This is a genomic window from Mesorhizobium sp. M0701 (assembly GCF_040320365.1).
GTDB lineage: Bacteria > Pseudomonadota > Alphaproteobacteria > Rhizobiales > Rhizobiaceae > Mesorhizobium.
Map to the genome: position 1 here is coordinate 70,227 of NZ_JAMYPO010000008.1, position 22,532 is coordinate 92,758.

22 protein-coding genes and 1 riboswitch are annotated in these 22,532 nt (G+C 64.5%); of the genes, 8 read left to right on the forward strand and 14 right to left on the reverse strand.

What is annotated here, in order from left to right; all coding sequences use genetic code 11:
• Positions 1-9 precede the first annotated feature (9 nt).
• The 13 genes from nuoK to NKI24_RS10485 form a co-directional block, all read right to left on the reverse strand.
• Complete coding sequence (gene nuoK / locus NKI24_RS10425; RefSeq protein ID WP_023676620.1) at positions 10-318, reverse strand: NADH-quinone oxidoreductase subunit NuoK; 309 nt, start codon at positions 316-318, stop codon at positions 10-12.
• A gap of 1 nt (position 319) precedes the next feature.
• Positions 320-940 (reverse strand): NADH-quinone oxidoreductase subunit J, encoded by a 621-nt coding sequence (locus tag NKI24_RS10430; RefSeq protein ID WP_023676621.1) that lies wholly within the window; start codon positions 938-940, stop codon positions 320-322.
• A 118-nt stretch (positions 941-1,058) separates the two neighbouring features.
• Positions 1,059-1,550: an NADH-quinone oxidoreductase subunit NuoI gene (gene nuoI / locus NKI24_RS10435; RefSeq protein ID WP_352745068.1), complete on the reverse strand. Its 492-nt coding sequence runs from the start codon at positions 1,548-1,550 to the stop codon at positions 1,059-1,061.
• The gene (locus NKI24_RS10440) at positions 1,547-1,804 is read right to left on the reverse strand and encodes a hypothetical protein (RefSeq protein ID WP_352745070.1); all 258 of its coding nucleotides are present in this window, start codon (positions 1,802-1,804) and stop codon (positions 1,547-1,549) included. The genes nuoI and NKI24_RS10440 overlap by 4 nt, the downstream gene beginning before the upstream one ends.
• Positions 1,804-2,847: an NADH-quinone oxidoreductase subunit NuoH gene (gene nuoH, locus NKI24_RS10445; protein ID WP_292663045.1), complete on the reverse strand. Its 1,044-nt coding sequence runs from the start codon at positions 2,845-2,847 to the stop codon at positions 1,804-1,806. The genes NKI24_RS10440 and nuoH overlap by 1 nt, the downstream gene beginning before the upstream one ends.
• 2 nt (positions 2,848-2,849) lie before the next feature.
• Positions 2,850-4,931 (reverse strand): NADH-quinone oxidoreductase subunit NuoG, encoded by a 2,082-nt coding sequence (gene nuoG, locus NKI24_RS10450; protein WP_352745073.1) that lies wholly within the window; start codon positions 4,929-4,931, stop codon positions 2,850-2,852.
• Positions 4,932-5,005: 74 nt separating this feature from the next.
• Complete coding sequence (locus tag NKI24_RS10455) at positions 5,006-5,701, reverse strand: helix-hairpin-helix domain-containing protein (protein WP_352745076.1); 696 nt, start codon at positions 5,699-5,701, stop codon at positions 5,006-5,008.
• A 77-nt stretch (positions 5,702-5,778) separates the two neighbouring features.
• Entirely contained in the window at positions 5,779-7,083 is a 1,305-nt protein-coding gene (nuoF, locus tag NKI24_RS10460) for an NADH-quinone oxidoreductase subunit NuoF (protein ID WP_023676626.1), read from the reverse strand.
• Positions 7,084-7,093: 10 nt separating this feature from the next.
• Positions 7,094-8,155: an NADH-quinone oxidoreductase subunit NuoE gene (gene nuoE, locus NKI24_RS10465; protein WP_352745079.1), complete on the reverse strand. Its 1,062-nt coding sequence runs from the start codon at positions 8,153-8,155 to the stop codon at positions 7,094-7,096.
• A gap of 434 nt (positions 8,156-8,589) precedes the next feature.
• On the reverse strand, positions 8,590-9,780 hold the full coding sequence (locus NKI24_RS10470) for an NADH-quinone oxidoreductase subunit D (protein WP_352745082.1): 1,191 nt from the start codon (positions 9,778-9,780) through the stop codon (positions 8,590-8,592).
• Positions 9,781-10,383 (reverse strand): NADH-quinone oxidoreductase subunit C, encoded by a 603-nt coding sequence (locus NKI24_RS10475; protein ID WP_352745085.1) that lies wholly within the window; start codon positions 10,381-10,383, stop codon positions 9,781-9,783.
• 5 nt (positions 10,384-10,388) lie between these two features.
• Complete coding sequence (locus NKI24_RS10480) at positions 10,389-10,970, reverse strand: NuoB/complex I 20 kDa subunit family protein (RefSeq protein ID WP_023670824.1); 582 nt, start codon at positions 10,968-10,970, stop codon at positions 10,389-10,391.
• On the reverse strand, positions 10,961-11,326 hold the full coding sequence (locus NKI24_RS10485; RefSeq protein WP_023798850.1) for an NADH-quinone oxidoreductase subunit A: 366 nt from the start codon (positions 11,324-11,326) through the stop codon (positions 10,961-10,963). The genes NKI24_RS10480 and NKI24_RS10485 overlap by 10 nt, the downstream gene beginning before the upstream one ends.
• A 335-nt stretch (positions 11,327-11,661) precedes the next feature.
• Here NKI24_RS10485 and NKI24_RS10490 point away from each other — a divergent pair, with 335 nt between their 5' ends.
• The 8 genes from NKI24_RS10490 (at position 11,662) to NKI24_RS10525 (ending at position 21,785) form a co-directional block, all read left to right on the forward strand.
• The gene (locus NKI24_RS10490) at positions 11,662-12,861 is read left to right on the forward strand and encodes a winged helix-turn-helix domain-containing protein (protein WP_352450018.1); all 1,200 of its coding nucleotides are present in this window, start codon (positions 11,662-11,664) and stop codon (positions 12,859-12,861) included.
• A 29-nt stretch (positions 12,862-12,890) separates the two neighbouring features.
• Positions 12,891-13,094, forward strand: a riboswitch (cobalamin riboswitch).
• A 38-nt stretch (positions 13,095-13,132) separates the two neighbouring features.
• The gene (locus tag NKI24_RS10495; RefSeq protein WP_352699360.1) at positions 13,133-13,567 is read left to right on the forward strand and encodes a DUF1636 family protein; all 435 of its coding nucleotides are present in this window, start codon (positions 13,133-13,135) and stop codon (positions 13,565-13,567) included.
• Positions 13,564-14,604 (forward strand): cobalamin biosynthesis protein CobW, encoded by a 1,041-nt coding sequence (gene cobW, locus NKI24_RS10500; RefSeq protein WP_352742351.1) that lies wholly within the window; start codon positions 13,564-13,566, stop codon positions 14,602-14,604. Before NKI24_RS10495 ends, cobW begins: the two co-directional genes overlap by 4 nt.
• 18 nt (positions 14,605-14,622) lie before the next feature.
• The gene (gene cobN, locus NKI24_RS10505; protein ID WP_352745090.1) at positions 14,623-18,159 is read left to right on the forward strand and encodes a cobaltochelatase subunit CobN; all 3,537 of its coding nucleotides are present in this window, start codon (positions 14,623-14,625) and stop codon (positions 18,157-18,159) included.
• The gene (gene cobG, locus NKI24_RS10510; RefSeq protein WP_352745093.1) at positions 18,156-19,625 is read left to right on the forward strand and encodes a precorrin-3B synthase; all 1,470 of its coding nucleotides are present in this window, start codon (positions 18,156-18,158) and stop codon (positions 19,623-19,625) included. The genes cobN and cobG overlap by 4 nt, the downstream gene beginning before the upstream one ends.
• On the forward strand, positions 19,622-20,269 hold the full coding sequence (locus NKI24_RS10515; RefSeq protein ID WP_502894830.1) for a precorrin-8X methylmutase: 648 nt from the start codon (positions 19,622-19,624) through the stop codon (positions 20,267-20,269). The genes cobG and NKI24_RS10515 overlap by 4 nt, the downstream gene beginning before the upstream one ends.
• Positions 20,266-21,024, forward strand: coding sequence for a precorrin-2 C(20)-methyltransferase (locus NKI24_RS10520; protein ID WP_352450024.1), 759 nt, complete (start codon positions 20,266-20,268; stop codon positions 21,022-21,024). The genes NKI24_RS10515 and NKI24_RS10520 overlap by 4 nt, the downstream gene beginning before the upstream one ends.
• A complete protein-coding gene (locus tag NKI24_RS10525) occupies positions 21,021-21,785 on the forward strand; it encodes a precorrin-3B C(17)-methyltransferase (RefSeq protein ID WP_352450025.1) in 765 nt (254 codons plus the stop codon). The genes NKI24_RS10520 and NKI24_RS10525 overlap by 4 nt, the downstream gene beginning before the upstream one ends.
• Here NKI24_RS10525 and NKI24_RS10530 read toward each other — a convergent pair.
• Positions 21,749-22,531, reverse strand: coding sequence for a cobalt-precorrin-6A reductase (locus tag NKI24_RS10530; protein WP_352450130.1), 783 nt, complete (start codon positions 22,529-22,531; stop codon positions 21,749-21,751). The two genes, NKI24_RS10525 and NKI24_RS10530, sit on opposite strands and share 37 nt — an antisense overlap.
• Position 22,532: the final 1 nt, after the last annotated feature.

The window sequence follows — 22,532 nt, forward strand, 5'->3', positions numbered from 1 at the left end:
GTGGTTCCGTCAACCCTTCATCATGTTCACGTCTTCGACCGCGATCGAGCCGCGGTTGCGGAAGAAGACGACGAGAATGGCAAGGCCGATCGCCGCTTCGGCCGCCGCGACCGTCAGCACGAACAGTGCGAACACCTGGCCGACCAAATCGCCGAGCGCCGCCGAAAAGGCGACGAAATTGATGTTGACCGCAAGCAGGATCAGCTCGATCGACATCAGGATGACGATGACGTTCCTGCGGTTCAGGAAGATGCCGAACACGCCGAGCGTGAACAGGATCGCCGATACGGTCAGGTAGTGCGCGATGCCGACGACCATCTCAGACTCCTTCGCCCGTCTTGACCTTGCGGATTTCCACTCCGGTTGCCGCCGTGCGGCCGACCTGGGCGGCGATCGACTGCCGCTTGACGCCCGGCTTGTGGCGCAGCGTCAGCACGATGGCGCCGATCATGGCGACCAGCAGCACCAGCCCCGCCACCTGGAAGTAATAGAGGTAATCCGTATAGAGGATGTCGCCGAGCGCTGCCGTGTTCGAGCGCGCGGCCAGGTCCGGAATGGGCTTGGCGACCGTCGCCGCCAGTTTCGGCGCGAATGTATAGCCGCCGAGCACCACGATCAGCTCCGCCGCCAGGATCAGCCCGACCAGCGCGCCGATCGGTGCATATTGCAGGGCGCCTTCCTTCATTTCGGCGAAGTCGACGTCGAGCATCATGACGACGAACAGGAACAGCACCAGCACCGCGCCGACATAGACGACGAGCAGGATCATCGCCAGGAACTCGGCGCCGGTCAGCATGAAAAGGCCGGCGGCGTTGAAGAAGGTCAGGATCAGGAACAGCACCGAATGCACGGGATTGCGCGCCGATATGACCATGAACGCCGATGCCACCGCGACAAAGGCGAAGAGGTAGAAAAAGGCCGCCTCTAGTCCACTCAGCATGGGTTCCCCCGGGTTTCCTGTCAGAACAGGACGTTCGTCCTGTTTTTTGCCACCGCCTCCGGTCGGCAAGTTGCGTGTTCCTTAAACGAGGGCCCTCGCCCCGTCCATGCGTCAAATATCAGCGGTAAGGCGCATCCAGCGAGATGTTGCGCGCCAGTTCACGCTCCCAGCGGTCGCCATTGGCCAGGAGCCTGTCCTTGTCGTAATAAAGCTCCTCGCGCGTCTCCGTCGCGAATTCGAAATTCGGGCCCTCGACAATGGCGTCGACCGGGCAGGCTTCCTGGCAGAAGCCGCAGTAAATGCATTTCACCATATCAATGTCGTAGCGCACGGTGCGCCGCGTGCCGTCATTGCGACGTGGGCCGGCTTCGATGGTGATGGCCTGCGCCGGGCAGATCGCCTCGCATAGTTTGCAGGCGATGCAGCGTTCCTCGCCGTTCGGGTAGCGGCGCAGCGCATGTTCGCCACGGAAGCGCGGGCTGACCGGCCCCTTTTCATGCGGATAGTTGATGGTCTCCTTCGGCGCGAAGAATTGGCGCATCGACAGGAAGAAAGCGCTGACGAAGTCCTGCAAAAGCAGTGACTTGGCGGCCTGGGATAGCGTACTCATTCAGCACCCCCAAAGATCTGTGTTGCAGCGATTGCGCCGATAAATCCGAAAAAGACAGGCATCAGGAAACGGTATGCAAGTCTCGTCATCGACGCCAATATCTGCTTGTCCCAGCCAAACACCGGCACTCGGTAGTTTGCTGCCAACCTTTGGTCCTGTTGCCGCAAAACGTAGGGCAGCACAACGACGTTGCCAAAGAGCGCAACAAGCACGCCGACAGCTGCGCCTAGAAAACCAACGATCAGACTGCCCATCACGCAAACCCCGTGATCTTGAGGAAGGCGGCGGTGGCGACCACCATGAACAGCGAGATCGGCAGGAAGACCTTCCAGCCGAGCCGCATCAGCTGGTCGTAGCGGTAGCGCGGCACGAACGCCTTCACCATGGAGAACATGAAGAACACCAGGCAGACCTTGAGCACGAACCAGATCAGCCCCGGCACCCAGGTGAACGGCGCGAAGTTGAAGGGCGGCAGCCAGCCGCCAAGGAACAGGATGGTGGCCAGCGCGCACATCAGGACGACGGCGACATATTCGCCGAGGAAGAACAACAGGAACGGCGTCGAGGAATATTCGACCATATGGCCGGCGACGAGTTCCGATTCGGCTTCCACAAGGTCGAAGGGCGGCCGGTTGGTCTCGGCCAACGCCGAGATGAAGAAGACGATGAACATCGGGAACAGCGACAGCCAATGCCAGTCGAGGAAGGTGTTGGGCAGGCCGAGCCGCGTGCCCAGCCCGTCCTGCTGCGACAAGACGATGTCGGACAGGTTGAGCGAGCCGACGCAAAGCAGCACGGTGACAATGACGAAACCGATGGAGACTTCGTAGGACACCATCTGCGCCGCCGAGCGCAGCGCGCCGAGGAAGGGGTATTTCGAATTGGACGCCCAGCCGCCCATGATGACGCCATAGACCTCGAGCGAGGAGATGGCGAAGACATAGAGGATGCCGACATTGACGTTGGCGATCGCCCAGCCTTCATTGACCGGTATGACCGCCCAGGCAGAGATCGCCAGCACCGCCGACACCAAGGGCGCCAGCAGGAAAACGCCCTTGTTGGCGCCGGACGGGATGACCGGCTCCTTGAAGACGAATTTCAGCAGATCGGCGAACGCCTGCAGCGTGCCCCACGGGCCGACGACGTTCGGTCCGCGGCGCAATTGCACCGCCGCCCAGATCTTGCGGTCGGCGTAAAGCACATAGGCGACGAAGATCAACAGAACGACGATCAGCACGACCGACTTCAAAAGGATCAGCAGCGCCGGCAGCACGTAGAAGGAGAAGAAGGTGTCCATGTCTACTCCGCCGCCTGCCTGAAGCCGTTCTTCGCCAAAGCCGAGCACTCGGCCATCACCGCGGAAGCCCGCGCGATCGGGTTGGTCAGGTAGAAATCCTTGACCGGCGAGGTGAAGGTGCCCTTGTTCAGCCGCCCGCCGAGCTTGGCAACCCTGGCGATGTTGGCCGGGTCGCCGGCCACGACATGGTCGATGCGGGCAAGATGCGGGTATTCCGCATAGAGCTTTGCGCGTAGCTGCGGCAGCGAATCGAAAGGTAGCTTCTTGCCGAGCACATCCGACAGTGCCCGAAGGATCGCCCAGTCCTCGCGCGCCTCGCCGGGCGCGAAGCCGGCCCGGTTGGTCTGCTGCACGCGGCCTTCGGTGTTGACGAAGGTGCCCGACTTCTCGGTATAGGCGGCACCCGGCAGGATGACGTTGGCGCGGTGTGCGCCCTTGTCGCCATGCGTGCCGATATAGACGACGAAAGCGCCGCCGGTCTTGGCCATATCGATTTCGTCGGCGCCGAGCAGGAACAGCACATCGGTCTCGCCCAGCATGCCGGCGACGTTCCTGCCGCCCTCGCCCGGCACAAACCCGACATCGAGGCCGCCGACGCGTGCCGCGGCGGTGTGCAGCACGGCAAAGCCGTTCCAGTCGGCCCTGGCAGCGTTGACGGCGACGGCGAGCTTCGCCGCCTGGCCGAGCACGGCCGCCCCGTCCGGACGCGCCAGCGCACCCTGTCCGACGATGATCAGCGGATGCGTCGCCTTCTTCAGCAGCTGGAAGAACTTGCCGTTGCCGTCGGCCAGATCCTTCAGCGATTCCGGCCCGGCGCCGACCTGCTCGTAATCATAGCGCGTATCGCCGACATCGCCGATGACGCCGACCGGCAGATTGCCGGCCCGCCAGCGCTTGCGGATGCGGGCGTTGAGCAAGGATGCCTCGAAGCGCGGATTGGCGCCGATGATCAGCACCGCATCGGCCTGTTCGATGCCTTCGATGGTCGGGTTGAACACATAGCTCGCCCGGCCGAGCGACGGATCGAGTGCGGCGCCGTCCTGGCGGCAGTCGGTGTTCTTCGAGCCGAGCGAAGCCATCAGAAGCTTCAGCGCGTAGATCTCCTCGACGGCTGCGAGATCGCCGGCAATGGCACCGATCTTTTCAGGTGCCGCATTCGACACCGCTTCCTTGATCGCGGCAAAAGCCTCGGCCCAGCTTGCCGGGGCCAGTCTGCCGTCCTTGCGGACATAAGGGCGGTCGAGGCGCTGCGTGCGCAAGCCGTCCCAGATGAAGCGGGTTTTGTCGGAAATCCATTCCTCGTTCACCGCCTCGTTGGTACGCGGCAGGATGCGCATCACTTCGCGGCCCCGGCTATCGACGCGGATCGCCGAGCCGACGGCGTCCATCACGTCGATGGATTCGGTCTTGGTTAGTTCCCACGGCCGTGCCTGGAAGGCGTAAGGTTTGGAGGTCAGTGCGCCGACCGGGCAAAGGTCGATGACATTGCCCTGCAGTTCCGAAGTCATCGCGCTTTCGAGATAGGTGGTGATCTCGGCATCCTCGCCGCGGCCGATCAGGCCGAGCTCGGAGATGCCGGCAATCTCGGTGGTAAAGCGGACGCAGCGCGTGCAATGGATGCAGCGGTTCATGATGGTCTTGACCAGCGGCCCGATATACTTGTCTTCGACCGCCCGCTTGTTCTCGTGGTAGCGCGAGGAATCGACTCCGAACGCCATCGCCTGGTCCTGCAGGTCGCACTCGCCGCCCTGGTCGCAGATCGGGCAGTCCAGCGGATGGTTGATCAGCAGGAATTCCATCACGCCTTCGCGCGCCTTCTTGACCATCGGCGTGTTGGTGAAGATTTCCGGCGGCTCGCCGTTCGGGCCGGGGCGCAGGTCGCGCACGCCCATGGCGCAGGACGCCTGCGGCTTGGGCGGGCCGGCTTTCACCTCAATCAGGCACATGCGGCAATTGCCGGCGATCGACAGCCGCTCGTGGAAGCAGAAGCGCGGCACTTCCGCGCCGGCGTCCTCGGCCGCCTGCAGCAGCGTGTAATGGTCGGGTACAGTGATCTCTTTCCCGTCGACCTTGAGCTTTGCCATTTCGCCTCAAACCCCTGCGGACGTTCCGCAATCTTTCCTTCCGGGCGCAGCCGAGACCGCGCACGATATTGAATTCACTTTTTGGCCCCGGCCAACGCGGCCGCCTGACCGATCCAGCCGTCACGGCCGATGCGGCCCTTCAACGACAGGTAATCTTCGACCCAGGCGATCTCTTGCGGCGTCCACGCGGCGATCTGGGCGTATGTCCAGATGCCAAGGCCGTTCAGCACCTTTTCCAGTTTCGGCCCGATGCCCGATATCGCCTTGAGGTCAGCCGGCTCGGCTGGCCGATCCATCGGCTTGGGCTGCTTGAAATCCTCCGGCATCAGCCCGGCCGACGCATCCGCTGCAACGGTGCTGGCATTCGCCAAGCTCCGCGCAGCGGTGCTCGTGGCAATGTCGGTCACATCGTTGGCGAAGGACTGCGCCTCGGCAATCAGGGTTTTGGTCGCAGCGCGTGCCTTGGTCGAGGAGCTTTTGCCGGTCGCGGAAAAGCGTTCCGTTCGAGCCTCGAAATCCTCGGCGACCGGCTGCCAAAGCCGCTGCGAGGACTCGGCCGCGCCTGAAAGCACGCCCATCCAGATACCAAAGGCGTGGTTGGCAAGGCCGATGCCGAGTGCCGTCATCGCCGCCGCGCCCGCGACAGGATGCGCCAGGAGATTGGCGGCATTGGCCATCTCCTTCGGCATCATCCTGGTCAGATCCTGGTTCATCTTCAACAACGGGTCCATATCGGGCGTAAAATCGTCGGGTGTCGAAAACAGCGACATAGGTGGTCTCCTGGTCGTTTCCGTCTGCCCCGCGCTCGTTTCCTCGTGTCAGACATTCGTCCGCATTTTGAATTCTTCTATTCCGCCGCCGCCAGCACCGGTTCGGCGCGGTGCGCGTTGCGCGAAAACTCGTCGATGCGCCGCTCCACCTCGCCGCGGAAATGCCGCATCAGGCCTTGGATCGGCCATGCTGCCGCATCGCCCAGCGCACAGATCGTGTGGCCCTCGACCTGCTTCGTCACGTCGAGCAGCATGTCGATCTCACGCTTCTGCGCCTCGCCGCGCACCAGCCGTTCCATCACCCGCCACATCCAGCCGGTGCCCTCACGGCAGGGCGTGCACTGGCCGCAGCTCTCGTGCTTGTAGAAATAGGACAGCCGCGCGATCGCTTTCACGATATCGGTCGATTTGTCCATGACGATGACAGCCGCCGTGCCGAGGCCCGATTTCAGGTCGCGCAGCGCGTCGAAATCCATCGGCGCGTCGATGATCTGCTCGGCCGGCACCAGCGGCACCGAGGCGCCGCCCGGAATGACCGCCAGCAGGTTGTCCCAGCCGCCGCGAATGCCGCCGCAATGCGTCTCGATCAGTTCGCGGAACGGGATCGACATCGCCTCTTCGACGGTGCACGGATTGTTGACGTGGCCGGAGATGCAGAACAGCTTGGTGCCGACATTGTTGGGCCGGCCGAAGGACGAGAACCAGGCGGCACCGCGGCGCAGGATGGTCGGCGCCACCGCGATGGACTCGACATTGTTGACCGTCGTCGGGCAGCCATAGAGGCCGACATTGGCCGGAAATGGCGGCTTCAGCCGCGGCTGGCCCTTCTTGCCCTCGAGGCTTTCGAGCAGCGCCGTTTCCTCGCCGCAGATATAGGCGCCGGCGCCATGGTGCATGTAAATGTCGAAATCGTAGCCGGAGGTGTTGTTCTTGCCGATCAGCTTGGCCGCATAGGCCTCGTCTATGGCGCGTTGCAGCGCCTCGCGCTCGCGGATGAACTCGCCGCGCACATAGATGTAGGCGGCGACCGCGCCCATGGCGAAGCCGGCAAGCAGGCAGCCTTCGACCAGCGTGTGCGGGTCATGGCGCAGTATGTCGCGGTCCTTGCAGGTGCCGGGCTCGGATTCGTCGGCATTGACGACGAGATAGCTCGGCCGGCCGTCGCTTTGCTTGGGCATGAACGACCATTTGAGCCCGGTCGGGAAACCGGCGCCGCCGCGGCCGCGCAGGCCCGATGCCTTCATCTCGTTGACGATCCACTCGCGCCCCTTGGCAACGATGCCGGGCGTGTTGTCCCAGGCGCCGCGCGCCATGGCACCGGCCAGCGACTTGTCGAAGCGGCCGTAGATGTTGTTGAAGATGCGGTCTCTGTCCTGAAGCATTGCTCGTTCCTCAGACCGGCTTCTTGCCGGTCGGCCGGCTCCTGTTTCCGGGCGACGGCTTGGCCGCCTTGGCGACAGTCTTCGCCGGTTTGACCTTGGCCTCCGGCGCTTTGAAAGCAGACGCCGGCTCGGCCTTGTTCTTGGGGCCCTTGCGCTGTTTCGAGACGTCCTCGACCTGCGGTTCGGCCTTGTTGGCATTGGCGGCCGAATGCAGAGGCGCTGCGACGCTCGCCGCCCTTTCCGCCGCGGGCGCGACTTTCGTCGCCGACGGCGATTTCAGCGCCGGGTTGGTCTCGACCGCGTCGGTCTTCGGCTTGCTGGCATTCGAGGGCGCAACCGGCGCCGGCGCGGCAGGAGCAGTTGGCGGAACTGATGCTGCGACGGCAGCCGCCGGCTCTGCATCCTTGGTGGCCTTGGTCGCCGCCCTGGTTTCCCGGTCGCGGGTCGCCTTGAGGATCGCCTTTTCGCTCTTGAGGGTCGTCAGGCCACTGGCCGGCTCAGAGGTGATGCGGCCGTTTTGCGGTCCTGGCGTCACCGAAGCACCTTTGCCGGCGTCATAGAGGTCGATGATCTCGGCAAGCCGCTCCGGCGTCAAATCCTCATAGGTGTCCTTGAATATCATCACCATCGGTGCGTTGACGCAGGCGCCGAGGCATTCGACCTCTTCCCACGACAGCGTGCCCTTGTCGTTGGTGTGGAATTGGTCGTGATGGATTTTCGAGCGGCACACATCCATCAGCGCTTCCGAGCCGCGCAGCATGCAGGGCGTGGTGCCGCAGACCTGGATATGAGCGCGGGTGCCGACCGGATTGAGCTGGTATTGCGTATAGAAGGTGGCGACTTCCAGCCCACGGATATAGGGCATGTCGAGCATGTCGGAGATCGTCTCGATCGCCGCCTTGGTCACCCAGCCTTCCTGTTCCTGCGCCAGCATCAGCAAGGGAATGATGGCGGACTGCTCGCGCCCCTTCGGATATTTCTTGATCCACTGCTTCGCCGCCGCCGCATTCGCCCGGTTGAAGGCGAAGGAGGCTGGCTGGAGGCTGGCTTCTGCGAGACGACGGACTGACATTACGATTTCGCTTCTATGTTTCTACTGGTTAGAGTTGTAGGCGCGATAGCAATCCTCGGATCGCCCCAAAACGCATACGAACTCTTCATTTCCACGCTTCAGGCGGATGTATCCGTCATAGCGGCTATACACCCAAGCTATTGGCTTGCAACGATATTCTTCGGGGATCAATGACGCTACGAGGTTGTCATGAACCGCGCAGTTGGACGATGTCGACGGCCGGCCATGGACAAGAATGCCCTCATCCATTGCTGGGGTCTGGGTGCTCAAGCCACGGACTGTAAGCAGATCGCCTTCTGCAATAAGCTTGAACCCCTCTTTGAGAAGATCGGCCGACGAGAGACCCTCACGGGACCCAGCAAGCGACACTTCAGCGGAAGCCGCAAGGCATGCCGCGGCCAGAAACGCCTTTGACGGTCGAGCCATTCCCATCATCACCGATCGACCTCACCAAACACGATGTCGAGTGAACCCAACACGGCGGTGACGTCGGCCAACATGTGGCCGCGACACAAAAAGTCCATGGCCTGGAGATGCGCGAAGCCGGGCGCGCGCAGCTTGCAGCGATAGGGCTTGTTGGTGCCGTCGGAGACGAGATAGACGCCGAACTCGCCCTTCGGCGCCTCGACCGCCGCATAGACCTCGCCGGCCGGCACGCGGTAGCCTTCGGTGTAGAGCTTGAAATGATGGATCAGCGCTTCCATCGAGCGCTTCATCGCCGCGCGCTTCGGCGGCACCACCTTGCCGTCAAGGTTGGACACCGGCCCGCTGCCCTCCTTACCGAGCAACAGATCGACGCACTGGCGCATGATTTTCGCCGACTGCCGCATCTCTTCCATGCGCACCAGATAGCGGTCGAAACAGTCACCGTTCTTGCCGATCGGAATGTCGAAATCCAGCTCGGCATAGCATTCGTAGGGCTGCGATTTGCGCAGGTCCCACGGCGCGCCCGAGCCGCGCACCATGACGCCGGAAAAACCCCAGGCCCAGGCGTCGGCCAGAGACACCGTCGCGATGTCGACATTGCGCTGCTTGAAGATGCGGTTGCCGGTCAAGAGTGAGTCGAGGTCGTCGACCGATTTCAGGAATGGGTCGATCCACTTGCCGATGTCCTCGATCAGCTTCTGCGGCAGATCCTGATGCACGCCGCCGGGGCGGAAATAGGCCGCGTGCATGCGCGAACCCGAGGCGCGCTCGTAGAACACCATCAGCTTTTCGCGCTCGACGAAGCCCCACAGCGGCGGCGTCAGCGCGCCGACATCCATCGCCTGCGTCGTCACATTGAGGATATGCGACATGATGCGGCCGATTTCCGAATAGAGCACTCGGATCAACTGGCCGCGCTTCGGCACCTCGATGCCGAGCAGACGCTCGGCGGCAAGCGCAAAGGCATGCTCCTGGTTCATCGGCGCGCAATAATCGAGCCGGTCGAGATAGGGCACGGCCTGCAGATAAGTCTTGGCCTCGATCAGCTTTTCCGTGCCGCGGTGCAACAGCCCGATATGCGGGTCAACGCGATCGACGACTTCGCCGTCAAGCTCCAGCACCAGGCGCAAAACGCCGTGCGCCGCTGGATGTTGCGGGCCAAAATTGATGTTGAAGTTGCGAACGGAGGTTTCAGCCATTTACTGCTTTGCCTTTTCATCCCCCGGAAGCACGTAATCCGTACCTTCCCACGGAGACAGAAAATCGAAATTGCGGAATTCCTGCTTGAGCTCCACTGGCTCGTAGATGACGCGCTTGGCTTCGTCGTCGTAACGCACCTCGACGAAGCCGGTCAGCGGAAAGTCCTTGCGCAGCGGATGGCCTTCAAAGCCGTAATCGGTCAGAATCCGCCGCAGATCGGGATGGCCTGAAAACAGCACGCCATAGAGATCATAGGTCTCGCGCTCGAACCAGTCGGCGCCGGGATAAATCCCGGTGATCGACGGCACCAGCGTCTCTTCGTCGGCCTGGACCTTGATTCGGATGCGGATATTCTGTCTCGGCGACAGCAAATGATAGACGACGTCGAAGCGCTTCGCCCGCGATGGATAATCGGCGCCGCAGACGTCGATGATCGAAATGAACTGGCATTTCGGGTCGTCGCGCAGGAAGGTCACCACCTCGATCAGGTCGCGCGGCTCGACCGAGATGGTGAGTTCGCCATAGGCGAACACCGCCGCGCCGATCCGGCCGATCAGCTTCTCGCCGAGATAGGTCGAGAGGTCATTCAACGCCTGGGTCATGCCGCTCACCGCTCGATCGTGCCGGTGCGGCGGATCTTCTTCTGCAGCAGAAGGATGCCGTAAAGCAGCGCTTCGGCGCTCGGCGGGCAGCCGGGCACGTAGATGTCGACCGGCACGATGCGGTCGCAGCCGCGCACCACCGAATAGGAATAATGATAATAGCCGCCGCCATTGGCGCAGGAGCCCATCGAGATGACGTAGCGCGGCTCCGGCATCTGATCGTAGACCTTGCGCAGCGCCGGCGCCATCTTGTTGGTCAGCGTGCCGGCGACGATCATGATGTCGGACTGGCGCGGGGACGCGCGCGGCGCGACACCGAACCTCTCCGAGTCATAGCGCGGCATCGAAGTATGGATCATCTCGACGGCGCAGCAGGCGAGGCCAAAGGTCATGAACATCAGCGAGCCGCTGCGCGCCCAGGTGATCAGCGCCTCGGTCGAGGTGACGAGAAAGCCCTTGTCGGCGAGCTCGTTGTTGATCTCCAGGAAGAATGGATCGTCGGACCCGACCGGCCTGCCGGTGTTGGGGTCGATGAGGCCCTTGGGCTTCGGCGCGACGAGCGTACCGGAACTGTCGTTCAATCCCATTCCAGCGCTCCTTTTTTCCATTCATAGGCAAAGCCGATGGTCAGCACCGCCAAAAACACCATCATCGACCAGAAACCGAGCATGCCGATCTGACTGAACGACACCGCCCACGGAAACAGGAAGGCCACCTCCAGATCGAAGATGATGAACAGGATCGACACCAGGTAGAAGCGGATGTCGAATTTCATGCGGGCGTCGTCGAACGAGTTGAAGCCGCACTCATAGGCCGAAAGCTTTTCCGGATCGGGGTTGCGATAGGCCACCAGGAAGGGTGCGGCGAGCAGCGCCAGTCCGACGACCAGCGCCACGCCGATGAACAGGACGATGGGCAGGTACGAACTCAACAATGCGTTCATTCTGCAGCTTTCCGTTGCGGCCAATCCACTCTGATTACAGCACCGGACCCACTTGCGGAAGCGTGACAGTTTAACCACTGAACCGTTTTAAGGGGGCTCTATGCTGCAACGCGGCGAGGGTTAGCGCAGCGCTTTCGGCGAAGCAAGTCAAACCTTGTTCAAATCGCGGTGCTGGACGGCATATCCGGGAAAACTGGTCCGATCCGCTCCTGTTTGATTTCCTTCACTTTTTACTCCACTTTTCTCTCCTGACATGGATGCCGCCAAAACCCTGCTAGCATGGCACGGAATCGCAGGTCATTTTCTCTGTCCAAAATCGTCCGGATGCCGCCTTCATGAAGGAAAAAATCTCGCTTGCCATGGCCCGCCGCATTGCGCTGGCGGCACAGGGATTCAATGACCCGCGCCCCACCGGCACGCCTGACCGCCGGCATCTGGCCCGCGTGCTTGCCCGTACCGGCCTGCTGCAGATCGATTCCGTCAGCGCCGTGGTGCGCGCCCACTATATGCCGCTTTATTCGCGGCTTGGCCCTTACAAGCTGGCGTTGCTCGACAACGCCGCCGTCACGCGCAAGCGCATGGTCTTCGAGTATTGGGCGCATGAAGCCTCGTTCTTGCCGGTCGAGACCTATCCGCTGATGCGCTGGCGCATGCAGCGGGCCGAACGCGGCGACGAAATGTACAGCGGACTGGCCAAATGGGGCCGCGAGCACGCCGCCTATATCGAAGACATCTATCGCGAGGTCGCCGAACGAGGCCCGATCGCGGCGTCGGCTTTCGAAGGCCAGAAGGGTTCGGGCGGCTGGTGGGGCTGGAGCCATGCCAAGCATGCCTTCGAGTGGCTGTTCTGGGCCGGCCGCATCACCACGGCGCATCGCCGCGGCTTCGAGCGGTTCTACGATCTGCCGGAGCGCGTGCTGCCGCCGGCGGTACTCGCGCTACCGGTTCCCTGTCCCGAGGATGCTCACCGCGAATTGCTGCGCATCTCGGCCCGCGCCCACGGCATCGCCACGGCAGGCGACCTGCGCGACTATTTCCGCCTCTCGCCCGCCGACATCAAGGGCCGCATCGAGGAGTTGGTCGAGGCCGGCGACCTGTTGCCGGTGAGCGTCGAAGGCTGGAGCAAAACAGCCTATCTCCACAACGACGCCCGTTTGCCGCGCAGGATCGAGGCGCGCGCCTTGCTCGCGCCGTTCGATCCCGTCGTCTTCGAGCGGTCGCGCACCGAGCGCTTGTTCGACTTCCACTACCGCATCGAGATCTACACGCCGGCCGAAAAGCGCCGGTATGGCTATTATGTGCTGCCATTCCTGCTCGGCGACAGCATCGTCGGGCGCGTCGACCTCAGGGCCGACCGTCCGGCCGGCGTATTGCGCGTCCATGCCGCCTATGCGGAGCCCGGCGCCCCGCCACAAACCGCTGCCGAGCTTTTCGAAGAATTGAAGCAGATGCAGGGCTGGCTCGGCCTGGAACGCATCGAGGTGACCGCTGCCGGCGACCTCGGCCGGCCGCTCGCGGATATCGCCGCGGCATAGACGTGCGTTGACACGACTGCCTCCACAAGCCTAAATCCGTTCCAGACGGTCCCCTGCCCGCAACGGCAGGGGCCAAGAGGGAATGCGGTGCGAAATCTCGATTTCAAATCCGCGGCTGTCCCCGCAACTGTAAGCGACGAGCCTCGGCCGAAAACCACTGGGATATTCCCGGGAAGGCGGCACCCAGGCGATGACCCGCGAGCCAGGAGACCTGCCGTCTAGGACATAAGAATCCGATCGCCTGGCGGGTTTTCCGGGCAAGGAGCCTGATTTGGAACGCGACAGCAGTTTTCCGGCTGAGACAGCGGATTTATTGTCCGGCCATGGTGATTCCCCGGCCGGCGTTACCGTCATCGTCTGCTCGTCCTGCCGTGACGAGACCGGTTCGGACGCTCATCCGCGCGCCGGCGAACTGCTCGCAGAGGACACGCGCCGCGCCGCTTCCAGCGAAAACATCAAAATCCGCACCGTCGAATGCCTCGGCAATTGCAAGCGCCGGCTCAGCGCGGCCATGCTGCGCGACGGCTGCTGGAGCTACGTCTTCGGTGATCTGACCACGACCAGCGGCGCCGATCTCGTCACCGGGGCAAAGCTGTTCGCCACCTCGACGGATGGGCTCATTCCATGGCGCGGCCGTCCCGATTGCCTAAAGCGCGGCCTCGTTGCCCGCATCCCTCCCCTTGACCTTCTGAAGGACTTGATATGACCGCTGCCTCCCTTTCGCGCGTTCCCTGCACCGTGGTCACCGGATTTCTCGGCGCCGGCAAGACGACATTGATCCGCCATTTGCTCGAAAACGCCAAAGGCAAGCGGCTGGCCATCATCGTCAACGAGTTCGGCGACATCGGCATCGACGGCGAGATCCTGAAGGGCTGCGCCATCGACACCTGCCCCGAGGAAAACATCGTCGAGCTGGCCAATGGTTGCATCTGCTGCACCGTCGCCGATGATTTCGTCCCGGCGCTGGACCAGATCCTGTCGCTGACGCCGAGGGTCGACCACATCCTGATCGAGACATCCGGCCTCGCTTTGCCCAAGCCGCTGGTCCAGGCCTTCCAGTGGCCGTCGGTGAAAAGCCGCGTGACGGTGGACGGCGTCATTGCCGTGGTCGACGGACCGGCGCTGGCTGATGGCCGCGTAGCCAACGACATGGACGCCCTGCAGGCGCAGCGCGCGCAGGACGAGACGCTCGACCATGACGATCCGGTCGAGGAAGTGTTCGAAGACCAGCTCGCCTGCGCCGACCTGATCATCCTGTCGAAGAGCGACCTGATGGACGCAGCCGGCGCGGCCCGTGCCAATGCCGTCATCGGCAAGCACGTTGCGCGGGCGGTGAAGATCGTACCGACTTCGCAAGGCAAGGTCGACCCGTCGGTGCTGCTCGGCCTCGGCCTCGCCGTCGAGGACGACATCGAGAACCGCAAGACCCACCACGACGACGAGCTCGACCACGAACATGACGATTTTGACTCGTTCGTCATCGACATCGCGTCCGTGTCCAACCCGGACGAGCTCGCACAACGGGTCGCCACGGCGGCGGAGGAAGAAAACGTGTTGCGCGTCAAGGGTTTCGTCGAAGTCGGCGGCAAGCCGATGCGGCTCCTGCTGCAGGCCGTCGGTCCGCGCGTCAACCACTATTACGACCGCGCCTGGACCGCTGAAGACGACCGCCGCTCGCGCCTAGTCGTCATCGGCCTGAAAGGGCTGAACCGCCCGGCCATCGAGCGTATCCTCGCCGGCTGACCCCAGGTACGAGCCGCGATGCACATCCTCACCACCACATCCGCCTCGCTCGACGATCTCGCCGAGCCTGTCGATCTCAGGCAAACGCCTGCGGATGTCGTGGCGCTGTCCTTCACCGACAGCGACCTGGCCGGGCTGGCGGCGGCGTGGAAGGCAGATGCGCACCGCCTGCCGTCGATGCGGCTCGCCGCCTTGCGCGACCTGCGCCATCCGATGTCCGTCGACCTGTGGATTGACAGTGTCGCCCGCCACGCCAAGGTCATTCTGGTCCGCATCCTCGGCGGCTACGAGTGGTGGCGCTATGGCTGCGACCAGCTCGCCGTTATCGCGCGAAATCGCGGTATCAAGCTGGCGCTGCTGCCGGGCGAGAGCCACGACGAGGATTTGCGGCTGATCGAAGGCTCGACGCTGCCGCGCGAGGAGTTGGACGGCCTGCTTGGCTATTTCCGCGAGGGTGGACCGGCGAATATGACGGCGCTGGTGCAGAGGCTGGCAAGTCTCGCTGGATCGGGTGCGGCGGTAGCCGAACCTGTTAGCGTGCCAAAGGCGGGATTTTACGAGCCGGGACTGGGGGTCGTAGAACGCGGCGTCCCCCTCCCCCTCGAGGGGAGGGTCCGGCCGCAGGCCGGGGGTGGGGTCCTCTCCGAAGCGCGCCTACACAAAACGTCGCGCACTGCCGTGACGACCCCACCCGGCCCTGCGGGCCACCCTCCCCTCGAGGGGGAGGGGGACGTCGTGCCAATTCTCTTCTACCGTTCGATGCTGCTCGCGGCCGATGTCGCGCCCATCGACGCGCTTTTCGAAGCCCTGCGCCACCGCGGCATGGCTCCCGTGCCTATGTTCGTCTCCAGCCTCAAGGACCCGGCGTCGCTCGCCTTTGTCGAAACCGCGCTCGCAACCCTGAAGCCTGCCGCCATCATCACTGCGACGGCTTTCGCCTCGGGTGCCGAGCCCGGTGTCGAAACCCTGTTCGACCGCGCCGGCGTGCCGGTGTTCCAGGTCATCGTCGCGACCACCCGCCGCGACATCTGGCAAACCAATCAGCGCGGCCTGGCGCCCGCCGACCTTGCCATGCATGTCGTCCTGCCCGAGCTCGACGGCCGCATCCTGGCCGGCGCCATTTCATTCAAGGGCGAAAGCGAAACCGACCCGGCGCTGGCCTTCCGCGCCTTCGCCAACCGGCCTGAGCCCGACCGCGTGGCGCAAGTGGCGAACCGTGTCGAGGCCTTCGTGCGCCTGCAGCGGACGCCGCGTGCGGAGCGCAAGCTCGCCATCCTGATCCCCGACTATCCGAGCGCCCCCGGTCGCACCGGCTACGCGGTTGGTCTCGACGTGCCGTCCAGCGTGCTGGCAATGCTGCACGACCTGAGCGAACAGGGCTACGCCGTTGAGAGGATTCCGCAAACGCCGCGCGAGTTGCTGGAGACGCTGGAGCGTGGAGGTGAAGGGTTGGGGATTGAGGACTATCTCGGGTACTCGGCGGAATTGCCTGCTGAAGCGATAGCTGCCGTGACGGCCGCATGGGGGAATGCGGCAGGTGAGACAAGTTTGTGCGAGGCACCCCCCTCTGTCCTGCCGGAGACGTCCGGCAGGACAGAGAGGGGTGTTCAGGCGCCTAGCGCCGCAAAATTCGCCTTCCGCGCAGCCACCTTCGGCAACGTCACCGTGGCACTCGCACCTGACCGCGGGCGCTCAGCCGACCGCCGCGCCGACTATCACGACCCGATGCTGCCGCCGCGCCATGCGCTGGTCGCCTTTGGCCTCTGGCTGCGCAAGTCGCTCGGCATCCATGCTATTGTCCATGTCGGCGCCCACGGCACGCTGGAGTGGCTGCCCGGCAAGACCGTGGCGCTCAGCGAAAACTGCTTTCCCGAGATAGTCACCGGTCCCTTGCCCGTCATCTATCCCTTCATCGTCTCCAACCCGGGAGAGGCAGCGCAGGCCAAGCGGCGCATTGCCGCCGTCACGCTCGGCCATCTGCCGCCGCCGCTGACCGGCGCCGGGCTGGACGAAAACCAGCATAGGCTTGAACGACTGGTTGACGAATATGCCCAGGCCGACGGGCTCGACCGCCGCCGCCGCGACCGCCTGGCGAAGCTGATCGTCGAGACGGCGGAAAAGACCGGCCTCGCCTCAGAGGCAGGCGTCGCCAGGACCGACGCAGCCGACGAGGCTTTGCGCCGCATCGACGCCTGGCTCTGCGATCTCAAGGATTTCGCCATCAAGGACGGCCTGCACATTTACGGCCGCTCGCCGGAAGGCGAGGCTGATCCGTTGCGGCGGGAAAGCGCGGCAGCTGAAAAAACCGCGCTGCTTGCCGCCCTCGACGGCCGCCACGTCGCTGCCGGTCCGGCCGGTGCGCCGGCACGGGGTCGGCGCGATGTTCTGCCGACCGGCCGCAATCTGTTCACCGCCGACCCACGCACCATGCCGACGCCGACCGCCTATGATCTGGGCAAGGTGGCAGCGGAAGAAGTGGTCCGCAGCCACAGGCAATCGCATGGCGACTGGCCGCGCTCGCTGGTCATCGACCTGTGGGGCTCGGCCTCGCTGCGCACCGGCGGTGAGGAGATCGCGCAAGGCCTGGCGCTGATGGGCTGCCGGCCGCAATGGGATTCCGCCACCGGCCGCATCACCGGCATAGACGTGCTGCCGCCGGCAACACTCGGCCGTCCGCGCATCGATGTCACCTGGCGCATATCGGGCCTGTTCCGCGACATGTTCCCGACCCAGATCGCGCTGATCGACGCCGCGGCCAACGCGGTGGCGACCCGCGACGAGGACGATTCGGAAAACCCGCTCGCCGCTAGGACCCGCATCGACGGCAAGATCAGCCCGCGCATTTTCGGCACCTCGCCGGGCACTTACGGCGCGGGCGTCGAGGACTTGTTGTCGAGCGGCGACTGGGCCGCGCGCGAAGAGATCGGCCGCACCTATCTCGGCGCCACCTCGCACGCCTATGGCGGCTCCGAGGGCAAAGGCATTTCGGCGCCCGGCGCGTTCGAGGATCGCCTCGCCGAGGCCGACCTTCTGGTTCATACCGGCGACGACCCCGGCCGCGACATCCTCGAAGGCTCGGCCGACGTCGCCTTCATCGGCGGCTTTTCGGCAGCACTTGCCGCGCTCGGCAAAAACGCCGACGTAATCGTGCTCGACACCACGGACCCGCAAAGACCGAAGCCGCGCTCTATCAGTGAGGCCGTGTCGCGCGTCGTGCGGGCACGCGCCGTCAATCCGCGCTTCATCGCCGGCCAGATGCGTCATGGCCCGCGCGGCGCCTCGGAATTCGCCGAGACGGTCGACCGGCTTGTCGGCTTTGCTGAGACTACCCATGCCATATCGGGCACGCTTATCGAGGCCGTGCACGACGCCTATCTCGGCGACCCCGTGGTCCGCGCCTTCATCCTGCGCGAAAACCCTTCAGCCGCAAAAGTCATCGCCGAGCGTTTTCTCTCGGCACGGCGGCGCGGGCTCTGGCATCCGCTGCGCAATTCCATCGATGACGATCTCGCCGCACTGATTGCCGAAGCGCAAGCTCTGGGAGTGGCGGCATGAACGCTCTCTCGCGCCGTGGCGCCTGCCCCGCTTTGTCGGCGCCGATGCAGACCGGCGACGGGCTGCTGGTGCGGCTCAATCCGGTCGCTGGAGGACTGTTGCCGAAATCGTTGATCGGACTCTGCGAATCCGCCTTGCGCCATGGCAACGGCATCATGGAAGTGACCGCCCGCGGCAGCCTGCAGATCCGCGGCCTGACGCCGGCAAGCGCGCGGCTGCTGGCGATGGAGGTCGATGCGCTGGGCATCGCGGTGCGCACCGGCGTGCCGGTAGAGACCGGCCCGCTGGCTGGGCTCGACCTGGAGGAGATAGCCGACCCGCGCCCGATGGCGGAGCGGATTCGGGCGGCAATTGAGGACGCCGGTGTTACGCAACGCCTTGGCCCGAAGGTTTCGGTGATCGTCGACGGCGGCGGGCAGCTGACAATGGATGCGGTTACGGCCGATGTCAGGCTGGTCGGGGTGCGGGCCGCCGACGGAATTAAGTGGCGGGTATCGCTCGCCGGAGATGCGCAGGGTGCCACGCCGCTGGCGATGTCCGAGGAAGATGCGGCTTGTGACATCGCCGTCGCCATTCTCAGGATGGTTGCCGAAAAGGGCCGCGATGCCCATGCGCGGGATTTGACGGCGAGGCAGCTGAGATCTCTCGCAAGTTGGCGATCCTTCGCGCCCCCCTCTGTCCTGCCGGACATCTCCCCCACAAGGGGGGAGATCGGCAGCTTCGCCGGCGGCTTCCCCCCAGCACCTTCGGCGATTGGCGAAAGCGGAGGCGAAGGCGCAATCTCCCCCCTAGAGGGGGAGATGTCCGGCAGGACAGAGGGGGGCGCGAAGGATCGCCGGCCCATCGGAGTTTTCGATCTGGCAGCCGGCAGTGCCGCCCTCGGCATCGGTCTGCCCTTCGGCAGCATGCCGGCGGACCACATCGTCACTCTCGTGCGGAGTGCCCTCGCCCTCGGCGCGACCGAAGTCCGCCCGGCGCCGCAGCGCGCGCTGCTTTTCCTCGGCCTTGCGCCAGCCGCCTGCTCGTCCCTTCAAGACGCAGCCGCAGCCCTCGGCTTTGTCACCGACGCAGCCGATCCGAGCACCAGGATCGCCGCCTGCCCCGGCGCACCCGCCTGCGCCTCCGGCCGCATCGCCACCCGCGACATCGCCGAGACCATCGCCGTGGAAAACCGCGATATCCTCGATTCCTCCTTAACGCTGCACATCTCCGGCTGCGCCAAGGGCTGTGCCCATCCCGGCCCGGCGGCGCTGACCCTGGTCGGTGGCGAAAACGGAGCCGGACTTGTCGTGGACGGGACGGCAAAGGCATTGCCCGCCGGATACAGGCCGGGCTACGACGCCGCGCACGGCATCGGCCGCGTTGCAGCGGTGATCCGCAGCGCACGACATCCCGGCGAAACCGCTGCCGCCTGCCTGGCAAGGCTCGGCGCGGCCGGCATCACCGAAATCTACCGACAGGAATGAGCATGCCCGCCCAGAACGCCTACGACTACATCCATGACGGCACGGCGATCTACGAGCGCTCCTTCGCCATCATCCGCGCCGAGGCCGACCTGTCGCGCTTTTCCGAAGCCGAGGCCGAAATCGCTATCCGCATGATCCACGCCTGCGGCCAGGTCGAGGCAGCGCGACATTTCGTTTTCTCGAGCGATTTCGTCGCCGCCGCGCGCACGGCGTTGGGGGCCGGCGCGCCGATCTTCTGCGACGCGCAGATGGTCTCGCACGGCGTCACGCGCGCCCGGCTTCCGGCCGGCAACGAGGTGATCTGTACGCTGCGCGATCCGCGGACAGCCGACATCGCGAAAAAGATCGGCAACACCCGCTCGGCCGCGGCGATCGACCTGTGGGGCGAGCGCATGGCCGGTTCGGTCGTCGCCATCGGCAATGCGCCGACAGCCCTTTTCTATCTGCTGGAAAAGCTGCGCGACGGCGCCCCGAAGCCGGCGGCGATCATCGGCATGCCGGTCGGGTTTGTCGGCGCCGCTGAATCGAAGGATGCGCTGGCCGAAAATTCCTATGGCGTGCCTTACGCCATCGTGCGCGGCCGGCTGGGCGGCAGCGCCATGACCGCCGCCGCCCTCAATGCATTGGCGAGGCCGGGCCTATGAATGCGATTGCAAAAGGCAGGCTTGTCGGCGTCGGCACCGGTCCTGGCGACCCGGAACTCTTGACGCTGAAGGCAGTGCGCGCGCTGGCCGAGGCCGATGTCGTCGCGCATTTCGCCAAGCGCGGCAACAACAGCAACGCCCGGGCCATCGTCGAAACCCATTTTCGCCCCGATTTGATTGAACTGCCGCTGCTCTATCCGGTGACGACCGAAATCGACAAGGATCACAGCGATTACCGCTCGCAGATCACCGATTTCTATGAGCAATCGGCCGAAAAGGTCGCCGAGCACCTCAGCGCCGGCAGGATGGTCGCGGTGCTCTCGGAGGGCGACCCGCTTTTCTACGGCTCCTACATGCATCTTCATGTCCGGCTGGCGCACCGCTTTCCGAGCGAAGTCATTCCCGGCGTCACCGCCATGTCCGGCTGCTGGTCGGCGACCGGCCTGCCTATCGTCCAAGGCGACGACGTGCTGACGGTGCTGCCGGGCACCATGAGCGAATTCGAGCTGACGCGTCGCCTCGCCGATACCGACGCTGCGGTGATCATGAAGGTCGGCCGCAACCTGCCCAAGATCAAGCGCGCGCTGGAGGCAACCGACAAGCTGGCGCGGGCCATCTATGTCGAGCGCGGCACCATGCCGGGCGGTGTCTCGATGCGGCTTGCCGACAAAAAGGATGACCAGGCGCCTTATTTCGCCATCGTGCTGGTGGCCGGCTGGTCGGGCCGGCCAAGCGCATTGAAAGCCGAAGCATGAGCGGCCGCCTCACTGTCATCGGCCTCGGGCCCGGCAACGCCGACCAGGTGACGCCAGAGGCAAGCCGCGCCGTTGCCGAGGCAAAATTCTTCTACGGCTATAAACCCTATCTCGACCGGCTCGATCTGCGCCCCGACCAGATTCGCGTCGCTTCCGACAATCGCGAGGAACTCGCGCGCTCCAGGGACGCGCTGTTCAAGGCTGCGGAAGGCCACGATGTCGCCGTCGTGTCGGGCGGCGATCCCGGCGTCTTCGCCATGGCCGCGGCCGTCTGCGAGGCGATCGAGGCGGGCCCACCCGAATGGCGCGCGGTCGACATCGCCATCGTGCCCGGTATCACCGCCATGCTCGCCGTCGCCGCCCGCATCGGCGCGCCGCTCGGCCATGATTTCTGCGCCATCTCGCTGTCCGACAATCTGAAGCCGTGGGACCTGATCGAGCTACGCCTGCTGGCGGCAGCCGGCGCCGGCTTCGTAATCGCGCTCTACAATCCGATCAGCAAGGCGCGCCCATGGCAGCTAGGCCGCGCTTTCGAATGCCTTGCTGCGATCCTGCCCGGCACCACGCCGGTGATCTTCGGCCGTGCCGCCGGCCGTCCCGACGAGCGCATCGAGGTTTTTCTGCTGGCCGACGCCGATGCCGCGAAGGCCGACATGTCGACCTGCATCATCATCGGCTCGCCGGAAACCAGGATCATCAAACGGGGTGACAAGGCCGCGCTGGTCTACACGCCGCGTTCGGCAGCAGGCCCAAGAACATGACCGACCAGAAAATGATCGACCATCGCGGCAAGACATTCGACGGTCTCAGCCGACGTGACGTCCGGCAGCGCCGGCCTGCGGATCATCACCACCTCGATTCCCAGCGCTCGCGCCGCCGCGATCTTGCCGTAGGTCGCCTCCCCGCCGCTGTTTTTGGAAACAACGACTTCGATGTGGTGTTGCAGAAGCAATGCATGTTCGTCGACTTCCCGAAACGGCCCGCGCGCCAAGAGATAGGTCGCGTCGGGCACAGCGAGCCTGGGCTCGACCGGGTCGACACTGCGGATGAGATAATGATGCTGGGGAGCGGCCTTGAAGGCAGCGACCTCCTGTCGCCCGAGCGCCAGGAACACGCGGCGCGGCACCGATCCCAAAGCCGTCACCGCGCTGGCAACGGTGTCGACCAACATCCAGCGATCACCTTCGACCGCCTCCCATCCGGGACGCCTGAGCGCAACGATAGGCACGCCGGTCATGCGCGCTGCTTCCGCCGCATTGGCGGAGATTCGCGCCGCATAGGGATGCGTGGCGTCGATCAGCAGGTCGATCTTGTTCTGGCGGAGATACGCCGCCAGCCCGCCGGCACCGCCGAAGCCGCCGACCCGCACCGGCACCCCCTGCGCGGCCGGGTTTTCGGTGCGGCCGGCCAGCGACAGTATGACCGAAATATCCGCGCGCGCGGCCAGCTTTCCGGCCATTTGCCGGGCTTCGGTGGTTCCGCCGAGGATCAGTATGCGGTGGGTCATC

What these genes read in the sequence shown, in the direction of transcription:
- nuoK (WP_023676620.1), bottom strand. Translation starts at nt 318, where the DNA reads ATGGTCGTCGGCATCGCGCACTACCTGACCGTATCGGCGATCCTGTTC.
- NKI24_RS10430 (WP_023676621.1), bottom strand. Translation starts at nt 940, where the DNA reads ATGCTGAGTGGACTAGAGGCGGCCTTTTTCTACCTCTTCGCCTTTGTC.
- nuoI (WP_352745068.1), bottom strand. Translation starts at nt 1,550, where the DNA reads ATGAGTACGCTATCCCAGGCCGCCAAGTCACTGCTTTTGCAGGACTTC.
- NKI24_RS10440 (WP_352745070.1), bottom strand. Translation starts at nt 1,804, where the DNA reads ATGGGCAGTCTGATCGTTGGTTTTCTAGGCGCAGCTGTCGGCGTGCTT.
- nuoH (WP_292663045.1), bottom strand. Translation starts at nt 2,847, where the DNA reads ATGGACACCTTCTTCTCCTTCTACGTGCTGCCGGCGCTGCTGATCCTT.
- nuoG (WP_352745073.1), bottom strand. Translation starts at nt 4,931, where the DNA reads ATGGCAAAGCTCAAGGTCGACGGGAAAGAGATCACTGTACCCGACCAT.
- NKI24_RS10455 (WP_352745076.1), bottom strand. Translation starts at nt 5,701, where the DNA reads ATGTCGCTGTTTTCGACACCCGACGATTTTACGCCCGATATGGACCCG.
- nuoF (WP_023676626.1), bottom strand. Translation starts at nt 7,083, where the DNA reads ATGCTTCAGGACAGAGACCGCATCTTCAACAACATCTACGGCCGCTTC.
- nuoE (WP_352745079.1), bottom strand. Translation starts at nt 8,155, where the DNA reads ATGTCAGTCCGTCGTCTCGCAGAAGCCAGCCTCCAGCCAGCCTCCTTC.
- NKI24_RS10470 (WP_352745082.1), bottom strand. Translation starts at nt 9,780, where the DNA reads ATGGCTGAAACCTCCGTTCGCAACTTCAACATCAATTTTGGCCCGCAA.
- NKI24_RS10475 (WP_352745085.1), bottom strand. Translation starts at nt 10,383, where the DNA reads ATGACCCAGGCGTTGAATGACCTCTCGACCTATCTCGGCGAGAAGCTG.
- NKI24_RS10480 (WP_023670824.1), bottom strand. Translation starts at nt 10,970, where the DNA reads ATGGGATTGAACGACAGTTCCGGTACGCTCGTCGCGCCGAAGCCCAAG.
- NKI24_RS10485 (WP_023798850.1), bottom strand. Translation starts at nt 11,326, where the DNA reads ATGAACGCATTGTTGAGTTCGTACCTGCCCATCGTCCTGTTCATCGGC.
- NKI24_RS10490 (WP_352450018.1), top strand. Translation starts at nt 11,662, where the DNA reads ATGAAGGAAAAAATCTCGCTTGCCATGGCCCGCCGCATTGCGCTGGCG.
- cobW (WP_352742351.1), top strand. Translation starts at nt 13,564, where the DNA reads ATGACCGCTGCCTCCCTTTCGCGCGTTCCCTGCACCGTGGTCACCGGA.
- cobN (WP_352745090.1), top strand. Translation starts at nt 14,623, where the DNA reads ATGCACATCCTCACCACCACATCCGCCTCGCTCGACGATCTCGCCGAG.
- cobG (WP_352745093.1), top strand. Translation starts at nt 18,156, where the DNA reads ATGAACGCTCTCTCGCGCCGTGGCGCCTGCCCCGCTTTGTCGGCGCCG.
- NKI24_RS10515 (WP_502894830.1), top strand. Translation starts at nt 19,622, where the DNA reads ATGAGCATGCCCGCCCAGAACGCCTACGACTACATCCATGACGGCACG.
- NKI24_RS10520 (WP_352450024.1), top strand. Translation starts at nt 20,266, where the DNA reads ATGAATGCGATTGCAAAAGGCAGGCTTGTCGGCGTCGGCACCGGTCCT.
- NKI24_RS10525 (WP_352450025.1), top strand. Translation starts at nt 21,021, where the DNA reads ATGAGCGGCCGCCTCACTGTCATCGGCCTCGGGCCCGGCAACGCCGAC.
- NKI24_RS10530 (WP_352450130.1), bottom strand. Translation starts at nt 22,531, where the DNA reads ATGACCCACCGCATACTGATCCTCGGCGGAACCACCGAAGCCCGGCAA.